17 protein-coding genes and 1 pseudogene are annotated in these 17,964 nt (G+C 40.2%); 17 read left to right on the plus strand and 1 reads right to left on the minus strand.

Annotated features, from left to right (window positions below):
• Positions 1-209: 209 nt before the first annotated feature.
• The 10 genes and pseudogenes from CHJ_RS18005 to CHJ_RS18050 all read left to right on the plus strand — a co-directional run bounded on the left by CHJ_RS18005 (position 210) and on the right by CHJ_RS18050 (position 11,963).
• Positions 210-1,262 carry a spermidine/putrescine ABC transporter substrate-binding protein gene (locus CHJ_RS18005; protein WP_317918509.1) on the plus strand — a complete coding sequence of 351 codons (1,053 nt, stop codon included), beginning with the start codon at positions 210-212 and terminating at the stop codon, positions 1,260-1,262.
• Positions 1,259-2,845: pseudogene (locus CHJ_RS18010) on the plus strand (diguanylate cyclase domain-containing protein); the annotation flags it as partial. The gene CHJ_RS18005 and the pseudogene CHJ_RS18010, both read left to right, overlap by 4 nt.
• Positions 2,846-3,066: 221 nt before the next feature.
• On the plus strand, positions 3,067-3,861 hold the full coding sequence (locus tag CHJ_RS18015) for a TIGR02642 family protein (protein ID WP_317918510.1): 795 nt from the start codon (positions 3,067-3,069) through the stop codon (positions 3,859-3,861).
• A gap of 329 nt (positions 3,862-4,190) precedes the next feature.
• Positions 4,191-5,858 (plus strand): methyl-accepting chemotaxis protein, encoded by a 1,668-nt coding sequence (locus tag CHJ_RS18020; RefSeq protein WP_317918511.1) that lies wholly within the window; start codon positions 4,191-4,193, stop codon positions 5,856-5,858.
• A gap of 181 nt (positions 5,859-6,039) precedes the next feature.
• Positions 6,040-6,252 (plus strand): HP1 family phage holin, encoded by a 213-nt coding sequence (locus CHJ_RS18025; RefSeq protein WP_171753431.1) that lies wholly within the window; start codon positions 6,040-6,042, stop codon positions 6,250-6,252.
• A complete protein-coding gene (locus CHJ_RS18030) occupies positions 6,233-6,766 on the plus strand; it encodes a lysozyme (protein WP_317918512.1) in 534 nt (177 codons plus the stop codon). Before CHJ_RS18025 ends, CHJ_RS18030 begins: the two co-directional genes overlap by 20 nt.
• Entirely contained in the window at positions 6,766-7,170 is a 405-nt protein-coding gene (locus tag CHJ_RS18035) for a hypothetical protein (protein WP_317918513.1), read from the plus strand. Before CHJ_RS18030 ends, CHJ_RS18035 begins: the two co-directional genes overlap by 1 nt.
• A gap of 216 nt (positions 7,171-7,386) precedes the next feature.
• Positions 7,387-8,145: a hypothetical protein gene (locus CHJ_RS18040; RefSeq protein ID WP_317918514.1), complete on the plus strand. Its 759-nt coding sequence runs from the start codon at positions 7,387-7,389 to the stop codon at positions 8,143-8,145.
• Between the two features lie 191 nt (positions 8,146-8,336).
• Positions 8,337-9,746 carry a TerL gene (locus tag CHJ_RS18045; protein WP_317918515.1) on the plus strand — a complete coding sequence of 470 codons (1,410 nt, stop codon included), beginning with the start codon at positions 8,337-8,339 and terminating at the stop codon, positions 9,744-9,746.
• Positions 9,747-9,749: 3 nt separating this feature from the next.
• Entirely contained in the window at positions 9,750-11,963 is a 2,214-nt protein-coding gene (locus CHJ_RS18050; RefSeq protein WP_317918516.1) for a hypothetical protein, read from the plus strand.
• Positions 11,964-12,088: 125 nt separating this feature from the next.
• Here the strand turns inward: CHJ_RS18050 and CHJ_RS18055 are convergent, their stop codons facing one another.
• Positions 12,089-12,460: a hypothetical protein gene (locus tag CHJ_RS18055; RefSeq protein WP_171753436.1), complete on the minus strand. Its 372-nt coding sequence runs from the start codon at positions 12,458-12,460 to the stop codon at positions 12,089-12,091.
• Between the two features lie 180 nt (positions 12,461-12,640).
• On the opposite strand from CHJ_RS18055, the gene CHJ_RS18060 reads away from it, so the two are divergent.
• The 7 genes from CHJ_RS18060 (at position 12,641) to CHJ_RS18090 (ending at position 17,917) form a co-directional block, all read left to right on the plus strand.
• Entirely contained in the window at positions 12,641-12,886 is a 246-nt protein-coding gene (locus tag CHJ_RS18060) for a hypothetical protein (protein WP_317918517.1), read from the plus strand.
• Between the two features lie 179 nt (positions 12,887-13,065).
• Positions 13,066-14,934, plus strand: coding sequence for a methyl-accepting chemotaxis protein (locus CHJ_RS18065; RefSeq protein WP_317918518.1), 1,869 nt, complete (start codon positions 13,066-13,068; stop codon positions 14,932-14,934).
• A 144-nt stretch (positions 14,935-15,078) separates the two neighbouring features.
• Positions 15,079-15,537 (plus strand): MW1434 family type I TA system toxin, encoded by a 459-nt coding sequence (locus tag CHJ_RS18070; RefSeq protein ID WP_317918519.1) that lies wholly within the window; start codon positions 15,079-15,081, stop codon positions 15,535-15,537.
• A complete protein-coding gene (locus CHJ_RS18075; RefSeq protein ID WP_317918520.1) occupies positions 15,534-15,746 on the plus strand; it encodes a hypothetical protein in 213 nt (70 codons plus the stop codon). The genes CHJ_RS18070 and CHJ_RS18075 overlap by 4 nt, the downstream gene beginning before the upstream one ends.
• On the plus strand, positions 15,737-15,904 hold the full coding sequence (locus CHJ_RS18080; protein ID WP_317918521.1) for a hypothetical protein: 168 nt from the start codon (positions 15,737-15,739) through the stop codon (positions 15,902-15,904). The genes CHJ_RS18075 and CHJ_RS18080 overlap by 10 nt, the downstream gene beginning before the upstream one ends.
• A gap of 117 nt (positions 15,905-16,021) precedes the next feature.
• Positions 16,022-16,894, plus strand: coding sequence for a hypothetical protein (locus CHJ_RS18085; RefSeq protein WP_317918522.1), 873 nt, complete (start codon positions 16,022-16,024; stop codon positions 16,892-16,894).
• A gap of 21 nt (positions 16,895-16,915) precedes the next feature.
• Positions 16,916-17,917 carry a N4-gp56 family major capsid protein gene (locus CHJ_RS18090; RefSeq protein WP_317918523.1) on the plus strand — a complete coding sequence of 334 codons (1,002 nt, stop codon included), beginning with the start codon at positions 16,916-16,918 and terminating at the stop codon, positions 17,915-17,917.
• Positions 17,918-17,964: the final 47 nt, after the last annotated feature.

Here is a 17,964-nt window from a genome sequence, read left to right on the forward strand (position 1 = left end):
GAGCTAATATGAAAAGTTCAACTTGGCGACGTTTTACATTTTCAACTATTTATATAGGTAGAGGTTTTCATAAATCAATTATTTTCCCTAAATTCAATATAAATCTCAGCACAATATCGAATAAGGAGGTAAAATCTAGTTTATAATTAATAAAAATAAAATTAACGTCATGGGTAAACTTCATCAAATTCATTAATAATAGGTATCTGATGCGTTTTTTAACTTGTTTTTCTTTAACTTGTTCCATTTTTTTCTCAACACAAAGTATTGCTGAATCGCTCAAAATTTTCATTTGGGAAGACTATATCTCGGATACTCTGATAGAGGAGTTTGAAGAGCAGTATGGCCATACCGTTTCTCAGGTTTATTTTGAAAGTGAAGAGCTGCGTAGTCTGGTGGTGTACTCTGGTAAAGCCTTAAACTATGATTTATTTATCATTGATGGGTTAACGCTCGATGAACTGGGAACTGAAGGCCTTTTAGGGGATTTATCCAATACTTTAGAGGATCGTAATTCAAGCTTCACCGATGTATCTCGCAGAGTATGTGAACCATATGGCATCCCGTATGCCAATGGTACCATGGGTGTCGCATTTCGCTCTTCAAAGGTCACTGAAGGCATAACCTCTTGGATGGACGTTTTCGACTACGCATTAGAACACCCTTTGACCGTTGTGATTCCTGATGATGATGTGGATACTGTTGCAATCGCATTATTGGCGTTAGGGTTTGATCCCATGACTGAAAATGAAGCTGAACTAGCACAAGCATACAAACTATTGATGAAGGTCCGAGAGCAGTTATTAGTAATAAGAATGGGTGTTAGTTATGCTAGAGATAAAAAATTAGGTTCTAAAATGGAAGTTGCTGTTATCTACTCAGGAGAAAAAGAACAAATAGCGTCGTATACAGAACAAGATGATTGGACTTACACAATTCCTCAAGAAGGCACCTTGATGTGGCATGAATGCTTTAGTGTCAATAGAGAGAAGCCTATTAGCAAGGCGTCAATTGAGTTTCTTAACTTTATTAACACTCCTGAGAGATCGGTAATAAATGCTGAAGAGATGTGGTTCGCAAGCTCGAACAAACACGTATTGAATATCGCAAGTGATGATTATCTGCTAGATGATGAGTTGTTTCCAATGGGATTAGATAGTAATTTATCGTTTAACTATAAGAGATTGAGTAAAGAAGCTTTAGATTTGAGAAGCCGAATACTTACTGTTATTCATAACAAAAAAGAAAAGACAGAAAAATGAAACTGTCGCTAAAGATTAATTATATTCTGCTTCCTGTTATGATTGTGATCTTCTCCATCGCCGGAGTGTTTTTGTATTTCAGTCAAAAAATGCAACTGAACTTGTCGTTATCGGGAAAAATACAAAATGAACTTAGTTATATCTCTAATGACCTTAATGAAGGACTTAGAGAGTTAGATTCTGCTATCAGAATGAGTCTAGATAGCTATCATATTAAAAAGCATTTCATTGAAATAAATGATGACACATTTCAGTATTACATGAAGAATGAAATAGAAAGGTATATTAATCAATTACAGCTTAATCACAGTATGATCGAGAGTTTTGCTCTGGTGGATATTAACGGCGAAGAGCTTATTTACTTAGACATGTCGGAGCCATTAACAAAATACGTTGCTGATACGGTTGTGACAGATCACCTTGCTGCGATTCAACTAGCATTAGATGTGAAAGGTGTGGCTCGCGTAAACTCCTCTACCTACAAACTAGACGATGGCGTTAAAGACCCTGAATTTCTAGTCGTAAAGACATTTACATTTGAGCAGAGTTACACTGTCTCAACCTTTTCTCGTGGGCAGATGCTATTAACTGCAGTGGTTCGCTCTAAACTTAAGCACTACGATAAATTTCAAAAGTCGATAAAAAGTAAGCTTGGTCTGGATGCTCAATTGATGCTTAGACCTAATGCAACCTCGCATTCGCTGTCGAACGAAGAACAATTAGAAAAAATTACCCTGCCAGACCATGAATTTGGTTTTCAGTTGATGCATGACATTTGGTTTATCAAGATTTGTTTCTCTGAAGAGTACCTCAATGAATTGTATAAACCCTTTCAGCTTCTTAATATTATTATTGTTTTGTTAGTAACTTCGGTCACTTTTTTACTATTAAAGTGGCTTATAGTAAAACAGGTTATTAAGCCAGTAGAGAGGCTTACTGAGCAAGTAGAGTCCGTAAATTATGATGATTTAATCTACTTAGAACGTTCGAAAAGTAACGACGAAATCTCCATCCTTAACAATAAATACATTGATTTGGTCACTGAACTTGATGATCTGGCAAAAAGAGACATTCTTACGGGCTTACCAAATAGGAAAAAATTCAACCTAGATATCACGCGCATCATGGATAACTGCACCCAAAAAGATAAAAAATGCGCCGTTATCTACTTTGATATCGATAACTTTAAACATGTGAATGACAATTATGGACATCATGTTGGAGACCACTTACTCGAAGTATTTGCAAAACGCCTTGTCGAGAGTTTTGTAGATTATGAGTGGGAAACTCTAATTGTCTCTGAGTTTGAATTCTTCAGATTATCTGGTGATGAATTTGCAATCATAGTGGGAGAGTTGGACGATTTAGATATACTTAACGAGTTTTCTCATCGAATTCTTTCTCTCTTCGAGGACGGTTTCGAAATGGATGATATTCAATTTGATATTGGGGTTAGCGTGGGTATTTCTGTTTACCCTGATGATGCTAAATCTGTTACCGAATTGGTCCACAACGCTGATTTAGCGATGTATGCCTGTAAAAATATCGCGGGAAGAAATCATTATCAGTTCTATTCAAAGGAGACTTTGGGTGATAGCTTTGAATAGAGGTTTATTCGTAAACAGTAATTGGCTATAGCTATAAATGGCTACCACTCTTGTCACATTTTCCTTAATTTCAATTCTGTAGCATCTGGTTTCTACATGAAATCGGGTGCTCGCAATTACTCATTTCATTAAGTCTACCTGTGCAAGGGTAGGCTCTTCCTTTAAGCGATACTCTTGAATACGTAAGGAAAACGGAAATGGGGATTTCGATAGAGCTTCTTACTCGTTTGCATTCAGCAAAAAACGTCAACTGGGAAAGTGTTTCTGGCCGCAGTAGTTTAACTGCCGATGTAATAAACGGAGCCATTGCATTAGCTGAGAAGAACAACACGATTGGTTCTTATATTGTTAAAGCCAAATATCTAGATGATATTCAGGCATTGCAAAAACTTAATGCGATATTAAATAAGCTGGTGGACTATGAAACCATTCCACCTAGAATCCGTCCTGCACTGTCTGATTTGATTTATCGTGTACTTTTGGAGAAGCCGTTAAAGCCACAGTATCGCCGAGTAATTTCAGCTTGGAGTCGATATGGTAATCGCGCTAATCGCTCTCAGAAAATCATCTCTGATTATCAAAAAGCAATTAAGTCACTAAAAAATGCCAAGAAGATTAAGGCAACAGAAAAAGAGCGCGAACAAGTACAGGTACAGATTGATTTACTAAAAAGAAGAGCTGATTCAGAGCGAAATCAATTGAGAAAATACGCTGAAGAAAAAGCACTGTCGACGATTGCTTGCCCTAGATGTCGAGCGGTAGGTTCTCATCGTGGTGGAAGATGCGGTACTTGTGATGGAAAAGGAATGTTCAAACAAACATCAGAACATATGTTTAATCATTTCCGTCATTGTGATGTCAGAGTGTCCAAGTCTCAATTTATTGAAGATGTTTACCCTATGATTGAGCGTACGCTGAATGAGTTGTTTAGCCTAGAGTCCGATTTAATCAAAGCAATTGATAATAACTTAGCAGTTGAAAGAGTGATTTAGTATGAGTATAAATAGATGTCTAATACGTAATTAATTAATAAAAGACTCAAGCAGCTAGATTTCACGCTTCCATATAACTGATTGTTATATGTGTCCTTTGGTTGTTTTTTTAAGCAGAAAAAGTGAAAGCTATAAGAATTTACTATTTAAATTAACAATAGCTAATGTTTTTTTCCGCATTCTGTTGACCTATAATCTAATTATGTCATATTTGTGGTATATGATGTTAGCGTTTATATAGAAATTTCGTTAAGCTTTCATCTATAAATTAACATAATAATAACAATTTTTTTGCGTCTGATTGGTTTCTTATTTTAAAGGAGCTGACTATGTCTACATTATCAATTAAAACTCGCCTATATTTATTATCAATTATTCCGCTGTTATTTCTAGCCGCAGGCATGATGACTGAAACTTATCTAAAGATGACAGAGTTAAATGACTCCCAGATAAAGATGGTTCGTACGCACATGCTGGAAATGCAAAGAAATACCCTTCATGCATACGTTGAGATAGTCGATTCTACAATTTCTCCTCTTAAGGAAAAAGGAGCATCAGTAGATGAAGTCGTAGAGGCATTATCTAAAGTAAAGTACGGAAAATCAGGATATTTTTTTGGTTATACTAGTGATGGAATTAGAGTCTTTAGTGGAGAAAGTTCAAACGGAGTTGGAGATTCATTTTGGAGCAGCCAAGACTCTAATGGAAATCGGTTTGTACAAAGTATAATAAAAGATGCAAAAAGTGGTAAAGGCTTTACCTCTTATTATTTTCCAAAGGCAGGACAAACTACACCGCTAGAAAAAATGAGTTTTTCGGTGTATGAATCTCAATGGGATCTTATTATAGGAACAGGTTTTTATCTTGATGACGTAGATGAAACTGTAGGTAAAATGAGTGCCATGACAAAAGCTCAGACTGAAGACGGTTTTACAACAATAGTTATAATTGGTGTCTTGACGGTATTTTTGTCAGCAATTTTAGCGTTTTTGGTTTCAAGAACCATTCTAAAGCCTCTCCATCAATTTGATTCGTCAATTGCTGATTTTGCAAATGGGCAGGGCGACTTAACTGCTCGTATAGATCAATTTAGCGTTCCAGAATTTGCTAAGTTAAGTGATAACTTCAATATATTTGTATCAAACCTTCAATCCATTATAAAGAATGTAACTCATGTGAGTGTTGATATTGGCGAAGAGACAACGAATATGAGAGGGCGAGCAGATAGAGTCGATTCCTTATCTGCTCAGCAGAGAGAAGAGACGGAGCAAGTTGCTACTGCTATGACAGAGATGACATCGACAGCTCAAGAAATTTCTAGTAACGCTGTTAGCGCGGCAGAAGCAGCTCATATCGCAGATGATAAAGCACAAGAAGCCGTCTCAACGGTTGATACTGCGGTTGTATCTGTTGAGTCTTTAGCAAAACTTATTACAGACGCTGCTATTTCTATGGGGAAATTGGAAAGTAATGTAGAAAATATCTCTACTTCTCTTAATGTCATTGAAGAGATCGCCGAGCAAACAAATTTATTAGCGTTGAACGCTGCGATTGAAGCTGCAAGAGCAGGTGAGCAAGGAAGAGGGTTTGCTGTGGTTGCAGATGAAGTCAGACAGCTAGCGAGTAGAACGCAGCAGAGTACTCGGGATATAAGTGATGTTATTGATGTACTGAAAGTATCAACAACAGAAGCAGTTAAAGCGATGAACAATAGTAACAGCCAAAGTGAGGTCACAGTTGAGCAGGCCACGCAAGCTGGTAGTGCATTGCAAGAAATATTGGCTGCTGTATCTACAATAATGGATATGAACGCCTTAATAGCGACAGCTACTGAAGAGCAAAGTCAAGTAGGTATGGAGATTTCAGAAAGAGTCGTCATTATTTCTGATACTAGTAGTGAAACTGCAGATGTTGCTAACATGAATAGAAAAGCAAGTGGCGAACTAAATTCGAAAGCAAAAGATTTAAGCTCATTAGTAAGTCAATTTGTAGTGTGATTAAGTATAGAAACACTACATCTGGGATCTTTTTTTTGTGTTCTAGTCTTGAGTGATGCATTTGCGATAATCCCATAACTGGGGTAAATTTACCTCAAGATGGAAAGCTGACTTTAACGAGTCGGCTTTTTTTGTGCCTCACCTTTTTAGGTGGGGCTTTTTCGTTTTAGGGGTAATAACAATGCCAGACAAGGCTAACTCATATTTATCTTATTCAAGTGCTTGGATATTTACCGGGTTTGGTGCGCTGACTTTACAAGATTGGGTAAGCATTATCGGCCTGATATTTGTGGGGCTCACGTATTTCAATAATCGGCAACATAAAAAGAAAGTATTGAAAGAGTTAAAGAGACAAGGCTTAGCGGAAGAGAACTATGAAAAAATTAGCAGTTAAAACTGTATGTTCAGTGGCCGCAGTACTGGCCGTTGTATTTGGTATGAATGCTGACGTTGTTACTAGTCAGCGTGGGTTAGAGCATATCGCCAACCTAGAAGGGTGCAGAACACAAGCTTATCAGTGCAGTGCTAATAAATGGACCAATGGACTGGGCCATACTTCAGGCGTTTCAGAGGGTGATACGGTAACCATTGAAGAGGTAGCAACTAACTATGTAGAGGATGTGAAAGCTGCTGAACAGGTTGTGATATCCAATCTTAAGGTAGATGTCACCAATGCTCAGTTTGATGTACTAGTAAGCTTTGTTTTTAATCTTGGCCAGGGGAACTTTAAACGTTCTACATTGCTGAAGAAGTTTAATAATGGCGATGCTACCGGCGCTTGTCAGGAGTTTACTCGTTGGGTGTACGTTAATGGCAAAGATTGTCGCATCGACACGAGTAATTGTTCAGGAATAGTAAAACGTCGAGCAATAGAGCTGGATGTCTGTTTGAACGGGTGGCCACAGTAATGATGTTTCTAAGTAAGATAAAAACATTCTTTGTCATCGGCTTTATTGTCCTACTCGGCATTAGTTTGCTTGGGAACTGGTACGTTGTTGGCCAACTAGAAACGGAGAAGAAAAGGAGCGCGACTCTTTCTGCTGATCTACTAACTGCTAATACTGCAGCAACAAATCTTGCATCAACAATTGAAACGTTAGAGAAGGAAAAAATAGCGGCTCAAAATAGAGCTGACGACTTTGCGCGTATGCGAAGTGAAAATGAAAAAGCGCAAGCTAATGTGATTACTGTATTTAAAGATAGGATTCAATATGAACCGTGTGCTAATACTCCTTTGCCTGATGATATTGACTGGTTGTGGAACAACTCCGAAACAAACGACGATAGTTCAGTATCAAGACCGCGAGATTAAACCATCTGCATCTCTACTTACTGAATGCCAACGCCCTTTTGACTCAAAACCCTTAACCTATGGTGAAGCAGCAAGTCGTGATCAAGTATGGTTGTGTGCTTGGGAACGCTGCGCCTGGCGAATAATGACATTAAGAAAGCAGTACGGTTATTCCGTGGACTATCAACCTCTTTGTGTTCTAGAGTCTGAGCAGACTAAGTAGTATCCGGTTAATACATGTCAAAACGAAAAGTGTATGACTGGGTGGCTCTTCAACAGGAGTATATTCAGGCATTCAATGAAACATCAATAACTCTCTCAAAGTGGTGTCGTCAAAAAGGCATCAACCCTAACTCGGCAAGAAAACACATCCGATCCCAAAAAAACGAAACTGATCCGAAATGTGATCCGAAAGTAGCGGGAGGCGAGAGAGAGCAAGGCGTTGAGGCGGATAGAACGTGTTCGGATCGGGTGGTGGAAAATGTTCCTATGATGGCTGTTGGTGATGGGGCAATTGTTACTCCTTTTGTGGTTGGGAATAAGTACGCTGAGAAGCATGGTGGGTACAGTGAGATTATCGATGCACAGCATTTTGCTAAGGCGTTGGATATACCGGTTAATAGTCTAGAAGCTGAGATTGTTTTTATGCGGTCGAAGTTGTTTCAAATATTTGAAAGTAAAGTATCGGTTCAGAAACGATTAGCTGAGGTTATTGGCACTGACAAAACCGATGCTCTTGAGTCGTTGATGAATATGCAAACTGCTTTGGATGAATCTGAAGAACGAATTACCGCTCGCATAGAGTCATTACAAAGAACGGCAAAGAACAATGAGTCTATGACGATGTTGGACCCACTTAAGGCAGTCAAACTACAAACTTCAGCTGAGAAAGATAAAGCTCAGACAGATGCGGCCAAAGTAATGATTCGTGAGAAGAGTCAACGACTGGATATCCAAGAGAAAGGAGGGCAGGTTGTTTATGAAATTAATTGGTAGTAGCCAATTAGTCGATATTGCCGTGTCTAATTTTCTCTTAAGTATATAGATTCATCATGCGAATAAAATACTTAGCCTCACCAACATTTAAGACAAAGGTGCATAGGCTTAGACCACTTGTGACTGCAATTCGTGGTCCTATTGGCTCTGGCAAATCTGTAGGGTGCGTAATGCACATGAAGAGGATTGCCATGGAACAGGAGCCAAATGAGGATGGTGTTCGTAAAACTCGTTGGGTGTGTATTCGTAATACCTACCCTGACTTAAAAGGTACGGTGATTAAAACCTTTCAGGATTGGTTGCCGCAAAGTATCTGCCCCATTGTCTACGATGCCCCCATACGGGCCATGTGGAAACAACATCACCCAGACGGAAAGACTCGCATTGAATGCGAGTTTTTCTTTTTGAGCCTAGATAAACCTAAAGACATTTCAAAACTCATGTCCTTGGAATGTACCGGTGTTTGGATTAACGAAGCGCAGTTTATGCCTAAGGCTATTGTGCTTGAAGCGTTATCTAGAGCAGGACGTTATCCATCTATGCGAGATGGTGGCCCTACCTGGTATGGCATGATTATGGATACCAACTCACCTGATGATGATCATTGGTGGTATGACTTTGAAGAAGGTATCGATGAAGAAACAGGTAAGCGATTATGTCCCGATAACTGGGAGTTTGTTGTTCAGCCTGCAGGTATTACGGAGATATCTGGTATACCCGAAGGGGCGTTGTCAAAAGACCAACGAGAAATGATTCGAAAAGGATTGTTTGTTGACTATCTAGGTAAACGATTTGTCGCCAATCCTGATGCTGAGAATGTCGCTAACCATAAGAACGGTTTTGGTTATTGGTTAGAGAAGGTTCAAGGGCAGACGCTTAACTGGATTCGGTCACGGATGTGCAATGTATTTGCGACAGTCGCGGATGGAAAGCCAGTGTTTGGGGACTCCTTTAACCGTGAGATTCATGTTTCAGCAAATAAGCTGCTTCCGGTTAAAGGGTGGACCACATTAGTCGGTCTAGATTTTGGTTTAACACCTGCAGCTACATTCATTCAAATATCTCCTGTCGGGCAAGTTCGAGTTATTGACGAAGTTGTATCTGAGTCTATGGGTATTGAACGCTTTGCCGAAGAGCAGTTAAAACCGTTGATTGCGTCTAAATATCACGGTTGTGATGTTAAGTTCTTTGGTGATCCTGCTGGTGTTCAACGAGCTCAAACCAATGAGACTACCTGCTTTGAGATATTGGAGGAGGCAGGGTTCGATGTGCAGCCAGCTCATAGCAATGTTATTACCGCTCGCCTTGAAGCTGTTCGTTATTTCCTCCACCGGCTTATTGGTCGTGGGCAACCTCAGATAGTTATTAGCCCACATTGTCGTCAACTTATTAAAGGTATGGAGACTGGCTATCAATACAAACGGATGAATGTATCTGGCCAGGAGAAGTACAGCGATAAGCCAGACAAAAACATGTATTCACATCTTAACGATTCATTTCAGTACGTTTGTCTTGCTGCAATGCCTCAATTGCACCGTGAAAACGTCATTAAACAAGCATCCACTGGGCATAAAGCTCTCAATACAACCACAGGTTACTAATTCATGGAACAGCAATCAGAAGACAATTCCCTCGTTTCTGCGATGGAAGGGTTCGGTAATACGTTATTAAGACTACTTCAAACCCAGCTAGATGAACGACGACCAATAGAAGAGCGTTGGGTAGAAGAAATGCGCCGGTACAAAAGTAAATACGAAGACCAGGTGTATACCAATGCCAAAGAGCAAAAGCTGTCATCTGTGTTCGTTGGCTACACCCGCAGTAAAACGGATTCTTGGGTTGCCCAGATGACCGACATGCTCTATCCCGCTGATGATAAGAACTACGGGATACTGCCTACACCAGTACCAGAGCTGGATAAAGAACTAGAACAAGATCCTGATTTGCAAGGTGATGCCGCTGCTCTAGCAAAAGCAGAAAAAGATGAAGCGGTCGCCATTGCGAACGCTATGGAAACACAGATAGATGACCAATTACTGGAATGTGATTTTGCGACTGAAGGCCGTTGGATGCTGCATTATTCTGGTGTGCTGGGTACCGGCATTATTCGAGCTCCCGAAGTACAAGTAAAGTCAGAGGCTAAGTGGGCACCAGTTGAACATACTCAAAGTGGAGAGTGGGCCGCTCAAATTGGCTATAAGCAAATACCCGTAGCACGATGTGTTATGCCGTGGGACTTTGTGCCTGATATGAGTGCGACAAACCTAGATGATGCAGAGTTTGTGTTTGAGCGTTCTTATGTAAATAAGAAATCGTTACGGACAATGCTCAATGATGAGTCCAAAGAAAAAACCAATATCGTTAAGCTACTGAAGCAGGAACCAAAATCTACTCATGCACATACTGGTGATGTGTTGGGTTATGTAAATCAGCTTCGTATGATGACAGGGCTGCAGCCAACGTATAAAGAATCTCGATATGAGATGTGGGTGTATCACGGTCCAATTCCTCATATGGTGCTGGTTGAAGCAGGATTATTAGAACCAGATGAACTGTCGGATGTAATGGAAATGGATGGTGTGGTCCATTTCGCAGGTGACGGGACGGTGGTTTCAGTAAACCTCAATCCATTTGATACTGAAGACTGGCCATATTCAGTTTATTGTTGTGAGCCAGATGTATCGTGCATATTTGGCTATGGTATCCCTCATCTTTGTAAAGATTCTCAAGACATTCTTAATACCGCCTGGCGCTCAATGTTAGATAACGGTGTAACGACAGTAGGTGATCAAATTGTAGTAAATAAATCAGTACTGCAACCTGCCGATGGTAACTGGGAGTTTTCACCTAGAAAGGTATGGCAAACCACCGAGTCCACTAAAAATATGGCGACTTTTGAAGCGCAAAAAGCGTTTGGGGTATTTAGCTTTCAATCACGACAACAAGAGTTTGCTAACGTGATATCCATGGCTAAATCGTTTATGGATGAAGAGTCTGGTCTTCCTATGATTTCGCAAGGCGAACAAGGACAAGTAACGCCAACATTAGGCGGAATGTCTATGTTGATGAATGCTGCAAATGCTGTACGTCGTCGACAGGTTAAAGAGTTTGATGATGCCGTAACGAAACCATTAATCAGTCGATTTTATGCCTGGAACATGCAGTTCAATCCAAGACCTGAAATTAAAGGAGATATGAACGTAGTAGCCAGAGGTACCAGTGCGTTGTTGGTTAAAGAGATGCAAACCGCTCAGATAATCGAAATGTTTGATAGGTTCTCAGCACATTCTAATTTGGCACCAGCGTTTGACTGGTATAAGGGCGTCGAGTCGCTGGTTAAATCAATGAGTCTTGGTGTTCAGACAATGCTAAAACCCAAATCAGAATATGATCAGGTGATTAAGCAGCAACAAGAGCAGGCGCAGAATCAGCCGCAAGACCCAACCATTGTTAAGGCGCAAATGGACCTGGAGTTACAGCAACTTAAACACCAGCAGTCTATGGAGCTTGAGCGACTGAAATCAGAAATGGATATGCAGGTTGAACAGTTGAAGATGCAAGGTAATGTTCAAACTCAAGAGCAGCGAAACCAAGAGATTATTATGAAGTATGAGCTGGAGCTGGCGAAACTAACCCAGCAGAAAGAAATCAAGCTTTATGAGCTATCTCAGCAAGACAAATGGAACACAGAAAAACTGGTGACAGAACTTAGGAAGCTGCGCTCTCAGCAAGAACTGGATATGAATAAATTTATTAGTGAACTGAAGCTTAAGCAGGTGCCTGTTTCCAATCCGACGAGCAATTATGGGTTGGAGTAGTGCTTTATATGTTTCACAATCGATTAACTAAATTCAAGCCAGATCCAGATTTAATTTGACTTGAATTTAGATTTATTAGCTAATGATAAACTTGATAGACGAAGAGTATTACCTTCTAGAGAAAACTATAAGCCCATTAAGCATTCACCATAATATTGTGATGGAATTAGCTTACCAAAACTGACAGTATTTCGACTATGAACTGATTCTCCCGAATCGATCACTATTGTTGTGGACATTACGTTTTTAACGCCAGTAACTTCCAAGAATGTTAGTTGCTCATCTGTACCGGTAGATATAACTTCTGCACTACCATTATTACCTAGTATATATGATTGGCCTGTTTTCTTATCGATGAGAAACTTTAAGTTGAAGTTTGACTCTGTTTTATGTAAACCGTCTGGTTGTGCGAATTCAGTATAAGTGCAGTCTATAGTAATAGTATCAGCGAGAGCTAATGAGGGGAGGAGTGCTAACAAAGCGATTAACTTTTTCATTTTTTACCTTAAAAACAACTCATATTTAAAGGCCAAGAATGTACATTATGTTCATGGTATGAAAATGTGATGAACGTTAAGGTATACAAAAATAGAGATGGTGATATTTCGTGGGTGTAGAAATAGAAGACCTATAAAACGCTTTGAATGCGAACCAGTGATGAAGGAATATACCGTTATATGAATTGGATAATTAAGATAGTACTGCTAGCTATGATGATGATTTGTTTTAATTTTGGGTACAATGAGTATAAAAAGCGAAGCTATTGTATTGCTCTTTCTGAGAGCCAAGACTTTCCTAGAAAGTCAGTATTACCAAGATATATTTATGAGGTTTCTGGAAAACTTGAACTTCCTGAAGAGCTAAAGAATCAATTGGATATTGAAAGAGAGCTTGTTTATAAAAAATGTTTGGTTGTACATTAGACTTCATAGTGGAGTTTCTTTAGTTTATGGATTGTATATTAAAAGCTTTATTGTGCAGGAATAAATCGCGATGACAAAACAGATGGCGTATTTACAATTGTTAACATATTAAATACTTGTTGATTTGCTTGTTGATTCGGAGTAAAAATACACCAAAAATCACTATTCAAAGAGTTGCAATGAAATTTAGCCACAAAATAGCATTAGTGTCTTCTATTCTATTATTGTTAACGGTGAGCCTCTTATCCGTAAAACAATATTTGACAGTGAGTGCTACCATTGAAGAAAGGACAATAAGTAGCGTTAATGACATTATGGACGGCGTCAAAAATAATATTGCTGCTGACATAGAAGGTCGTGTTAGGTTAGCAGAATATTCTACCAGTCTTATTAATAATGATCTGAGCAAAGAAGCTATTGCTAAAGTTATTAACCAGCGACCACTAAAGGAAGCGTTTCCAATGGTTGGTGGTGGCTTCGAAGTAGATGGTAAAGCATTTTCTAATGATGCGAACTGGGTACCAGCATCGACCTATGATGCAAGGATTCGTTCTTGGTATATGGAAGCAAAAGCAAAAGACGGTCTTATTATCACAGAGCCTTATGCTGACGCTGTTAGCCAAACTATACTCGTCTCTATCGGTTTACCTATGAAAGATAAAGGTCGATTCGTTGGGGCCACTTTTTATGATGTTAGCTTAGCCGGCCTAGCAGATATTGTTAATAAAGTAGATCTGTTTGGTGCAGGTATATTGTTTATTGTTGATAAAGACGGAACTACGATTGCCCACCCAAATGAAGGGAATAACGGTAAACCATTATCTACTTACTTGCCAAATGTTCGCATAAGCGAGCAAGCTGAATTCCAAGAAATCGATGGTATTCGGTATGGCTTTCATTTTGTGAAAGTTCCAAATGTAGATTGGTATGTTGGCGTTCAAATCAATGAAGATATTGCTTTAAATGTGGTTAGTGAACTTCGAAATAACTCTATTGTTTATGCGCTTATTGCTCTGATTATGTCGGTGGCCATACTAGTATTTGTGATTAACAAATTGATGGCCCCTCTTGGTACTCTTGACAATGCTATTCAAGATGTTGCTTCTGGGCAGGGAGATCTAACGCATCGTCTCAGCACAAATACAGATCCAGAATTTGCCCGATTAGCTGATGGTTTCAATCGATTCATTGAATCTCTTCAAGGGCAGATCACTCAATTGAAAGGAATTAGTGGTGAAGTTAAACAAGGCATCACTCATACTATTGATGTTTCGGGAGAAGCTGCCAGCGCGATTACTACGCAGTTGCAAGAACTAGAACAGTTAGCTACTGCGATGAATGAAATGGCTGCTACTGCGAATGATGTGGCTGGTAATGCACAAGGAGCAGCTGCGACTACTCAGAAAGCTGATAATGCAGCAGAAAATGGGGTTGAAGCGGTTAATGCGACTACGGCGTCTATTCATCATTTATCAGAACGAATAGACCAAGCAGTCATAGAGGTTAAGGCATTAGAAACAGCGACTGGAAATATTGAACAAGTTCTACAGGTTATCAATGATATTGCTGATCAGACTAATTTACTTGCATTAAACGCAGCGATTGAAGCAGCTCGAGCAGGAGAACAAGGAAGAGGCTTTGCTGTAGTTGCTGATGAAGTACGCTCTTTAGCACAAAGGACGCAAACGTCTACAACAGAGATTCGAACAATGATCGAACAGCTTCAGGCTGGTGCAAGCTCAGTAGCTTTGGTTATGGGTCAAAGTAAAGAGGGTGCAGAAGACACAGTTATTAAAGCTCAAGAAGCAAATAAAGCTCTTGATATAATTCGTGATGCTATTCGTAATATTACAGATATGACTTTGCAAATTGCCTCTGCAGCTGAAGAGCAGAGCTTGGTTGCGGAAGAAATTAATGGCAACACAATGAATATAAAAGATCTCTCGCTTCAAGTAGCAGAAGGGGCAAAAGCTTCGGCGAATGATATGCAAGCTCAAGGAGAGAATATAAATGAACAGAATCAGATTCTTGACAAGTTTATTGTTTAGCTTCACTTGAGTAATCCCCATAACTGATGTAAATTTACCCAAAGATGGAAAGCTGACTTTAATGAGTCGGCTTTTTTTATATCCAAAATTTAGCCCTGCCATTGAGCGGGGCTTTTTTGATCTGCGGTCTAAGGAAATGAATTTATGGAACTCTATCTTGGATTAAAGCTGGTTAAAGCTTCCTTGATGACAAGAGAAGCATATAACCAGTATCGAGGTTGGGCATTGCCAGAGGACGAGAAACACTTGGCAAAAGAACAAGGCTATTTGGTGGAGTATCTTGATGGTGGGACAGCCAATCATCCTGATCATAAAGGTTATATTTCGTGGTCACCAATGAATGTGTTTTCTGTAGCTTATAAGCGCAGTGGGTTTCTTAATTTCTCTCATGCCTTAGAGCTAACTAAACAAGGTTATCGTGTTTGTCGTCCTCACTGGGGCAATAAATTTCTGTTTATGATGGATAACGTTGAACGGGTTCGTGGTCGTTTGGGTCTTGAACCGAAAAACTATTTAGCCATATCAGGCAAGAATACAAGCAATCGACGATGGGACATTAATCAAGAAGATGTGATGGCTAATGACTGGGAGATAGTGCAATGAGTAATGGATTGCTGCAAAAGCCAATAGCAAGCTTGATTCAGGTAGCGCTTCATGAGCGCATGGGAGAGCAGTTCTTGGTGTTATGTAACCCATTTAAAGAGTACTCAGATGTGCGGGAGAAAATAACCGCTCGTCAACGTATGGCCCAGCTCTGTATTGCGATGAAATTTAAAGGGACACGTGAATTAGAAAGAGCCGTATGCAGCTAAATGAATCGGTTAAGCGAGAGCTAAAAACGGCCCTTGATGCTGAAGTGAGTGCACTAAAAGACTCACTTTCTTTACCACAAAGTGAATTGGATACCGCGATGTTACGTGGAAGGATTCAAGCATTAGAAGAGTTTAAAAATAAGATTGACGCGTCTTAACTTGCGTCAATTATCCAATCAAAGCCTCAGTATTTGCTGAGGCTTTTTCTTGACCGCTAACAACTAGCCGTCTTAATCATCTACTGCCGCCTTTAAAGGCCGCAAGGAGAACAGTCTATGTCGACTGAAACTGACCGCCAAGATGAACTCAATGAAACCGCCGCTTTTGAAGCCGCAGTATCAGAAGTTGAAGGCGGATCATCTGATGGACTTTCAGCCATCGTAAATGAGCCTCTTACTCAGGAAGAAAGCAACGACAATAAACCACATACAAGTGATGATGCTTTAGACGATGGCCACGTCGAACATGCGAGTAGTGTTGAAGTACTTCCAAAAGACGCTGATGACAATGAGCTAGAAAAACTGCAATCAGAAAACCGACGCTTAAATCACTCCTTATCTAGCCAGATAGGAAGAACAAAAGCCGCCGAAGGGCGATGGAAGAAGGCACAAGAACAGCTAGGCAAGTTAAAAGAAGCCGGCGCAGATATGGACAGCTTATCTTTGGTTGATGAAGAGTTTGCTGAAGATTATCCAGATCTTGCTGAAGTCATGGGCAAGACCATGACCAAAAGTCTTGGCGCAGTTCAAGAGCAGCTTAATTCCATCACCGAACCGCTGCAAACCATAGTAGATGGTCAGGTGGAGTCTATTGAAGAAACTAGAGATGCACAAAACCAGGAAGCGGTACTCGATGCCATTCCTAATGCATTCGAAATCGTTAATAACCCCGCATTTGATGATTGGCTATCTAAGCAGCCATCAGGAGTACAAAACATGGCTGGTGGCGATGATCCACAAGATGCCATTTATGTGCTTAATCAGTTTAACGCCCAATCTCCAGATAACTCTATTCGTAAGAAGCGAGACAATCAACTTAATGCCTTGACCAGTCTGCCAGCTGGTCGAGGTGGTCCTCGTAATACCGAATTATCAGCAGACGATGAAGATGCATTGTTTGCTGCAGCTGTTAAGGAGATTGAAGGGTAGTTTATTTAAAGGATTCATTACATGTCTACGACTGTATATGGTGATATCTCACCTCGCGTTGGTATTGTCTCCAAAGCGAAATTTTTAAAACACGCAGAGCCAATATTGGTTTTGTCTAAATTTGGTCAGACTGAACCGGTACCGAAGAACCGCGGTCAGATAATCAAATTTCGTCGTCCTGTACCTTTTGCGCCAGCGACCACACCTATCACTGAAGGTGTTCGTCCAGCATCGCAAAAAATGCAGTTCCAAGATGTTACTGGCAACTTAAAGCAGTACGGTTCCTGGGCTGAAATCACAGATATTATTCAAGATCTCCATGAAGACCCAATCTTGAATACCCATGTTCAACTTAGCGGCGAGCAAGCGGCAGAAACTGCTGAGATATTACTATGGGGAGTTTTACAAGGCGGTACTGCCGTAGTATATGCCAATGGTGTGGCTCGAAGTGAAGTGAATAAGAAATTATCACTGACTAAGCTTCGCCAAGCGACTCGTACTCTTAATAAGAATCGGGCTCGCAAGAAAACCTCCATGGTATCGTCTAGTGCTAATTACGGAACTGTGTCGATTGAAGCGGCCTATATTGCCGTGTGTCATACAGACCTTGAGCCTGATATTCGCGATTTGCCAGGCTTTAAGTCAGTGGCTGATTATGGTTCTCGTAAAGTGTTGTGTCCTGAAGAGTTTGGTACTGTGGAAAATGTTCGATTCATTACCACTCCTTTATTGGATCCTGTTATTGATGCCGGTGGTACTGCGGCGACACACGCAACATTATCTACCACGGGTACCAAGTCAGATGTCTATCCGATTATTGTCTTTGGACAGGACTCATATGCCAACTGTCCTTTAAAAGGCAAGAACTCTCATGATCTTCTTGTTCGTAACCCGGGTAAACCTGAAAAAGGGGATGAACTGGGTCAAACCGGTTCAGTGGGTTGGAAAATGTACTGGCTGGCCATGCGTCTTAACGAAGCATGGATGATTCGTATAGAAGTTGCGGCAAGCAATCTTGCCTAATGAACTCCTGCCTGGACCGTAGGAACATTTGCCCCGTGTAATGCGGG

The sequence above is a fragment of the Vibrio sp. MACH09 genome (assembly GCF_033238805.1).
In the GTDB taxonomy this organism is placed as follows: Bacteria; Pseudomonadota; Gammaproteobacteria; order Enterobacterales; family Vibrionaceae; genus Vibrio.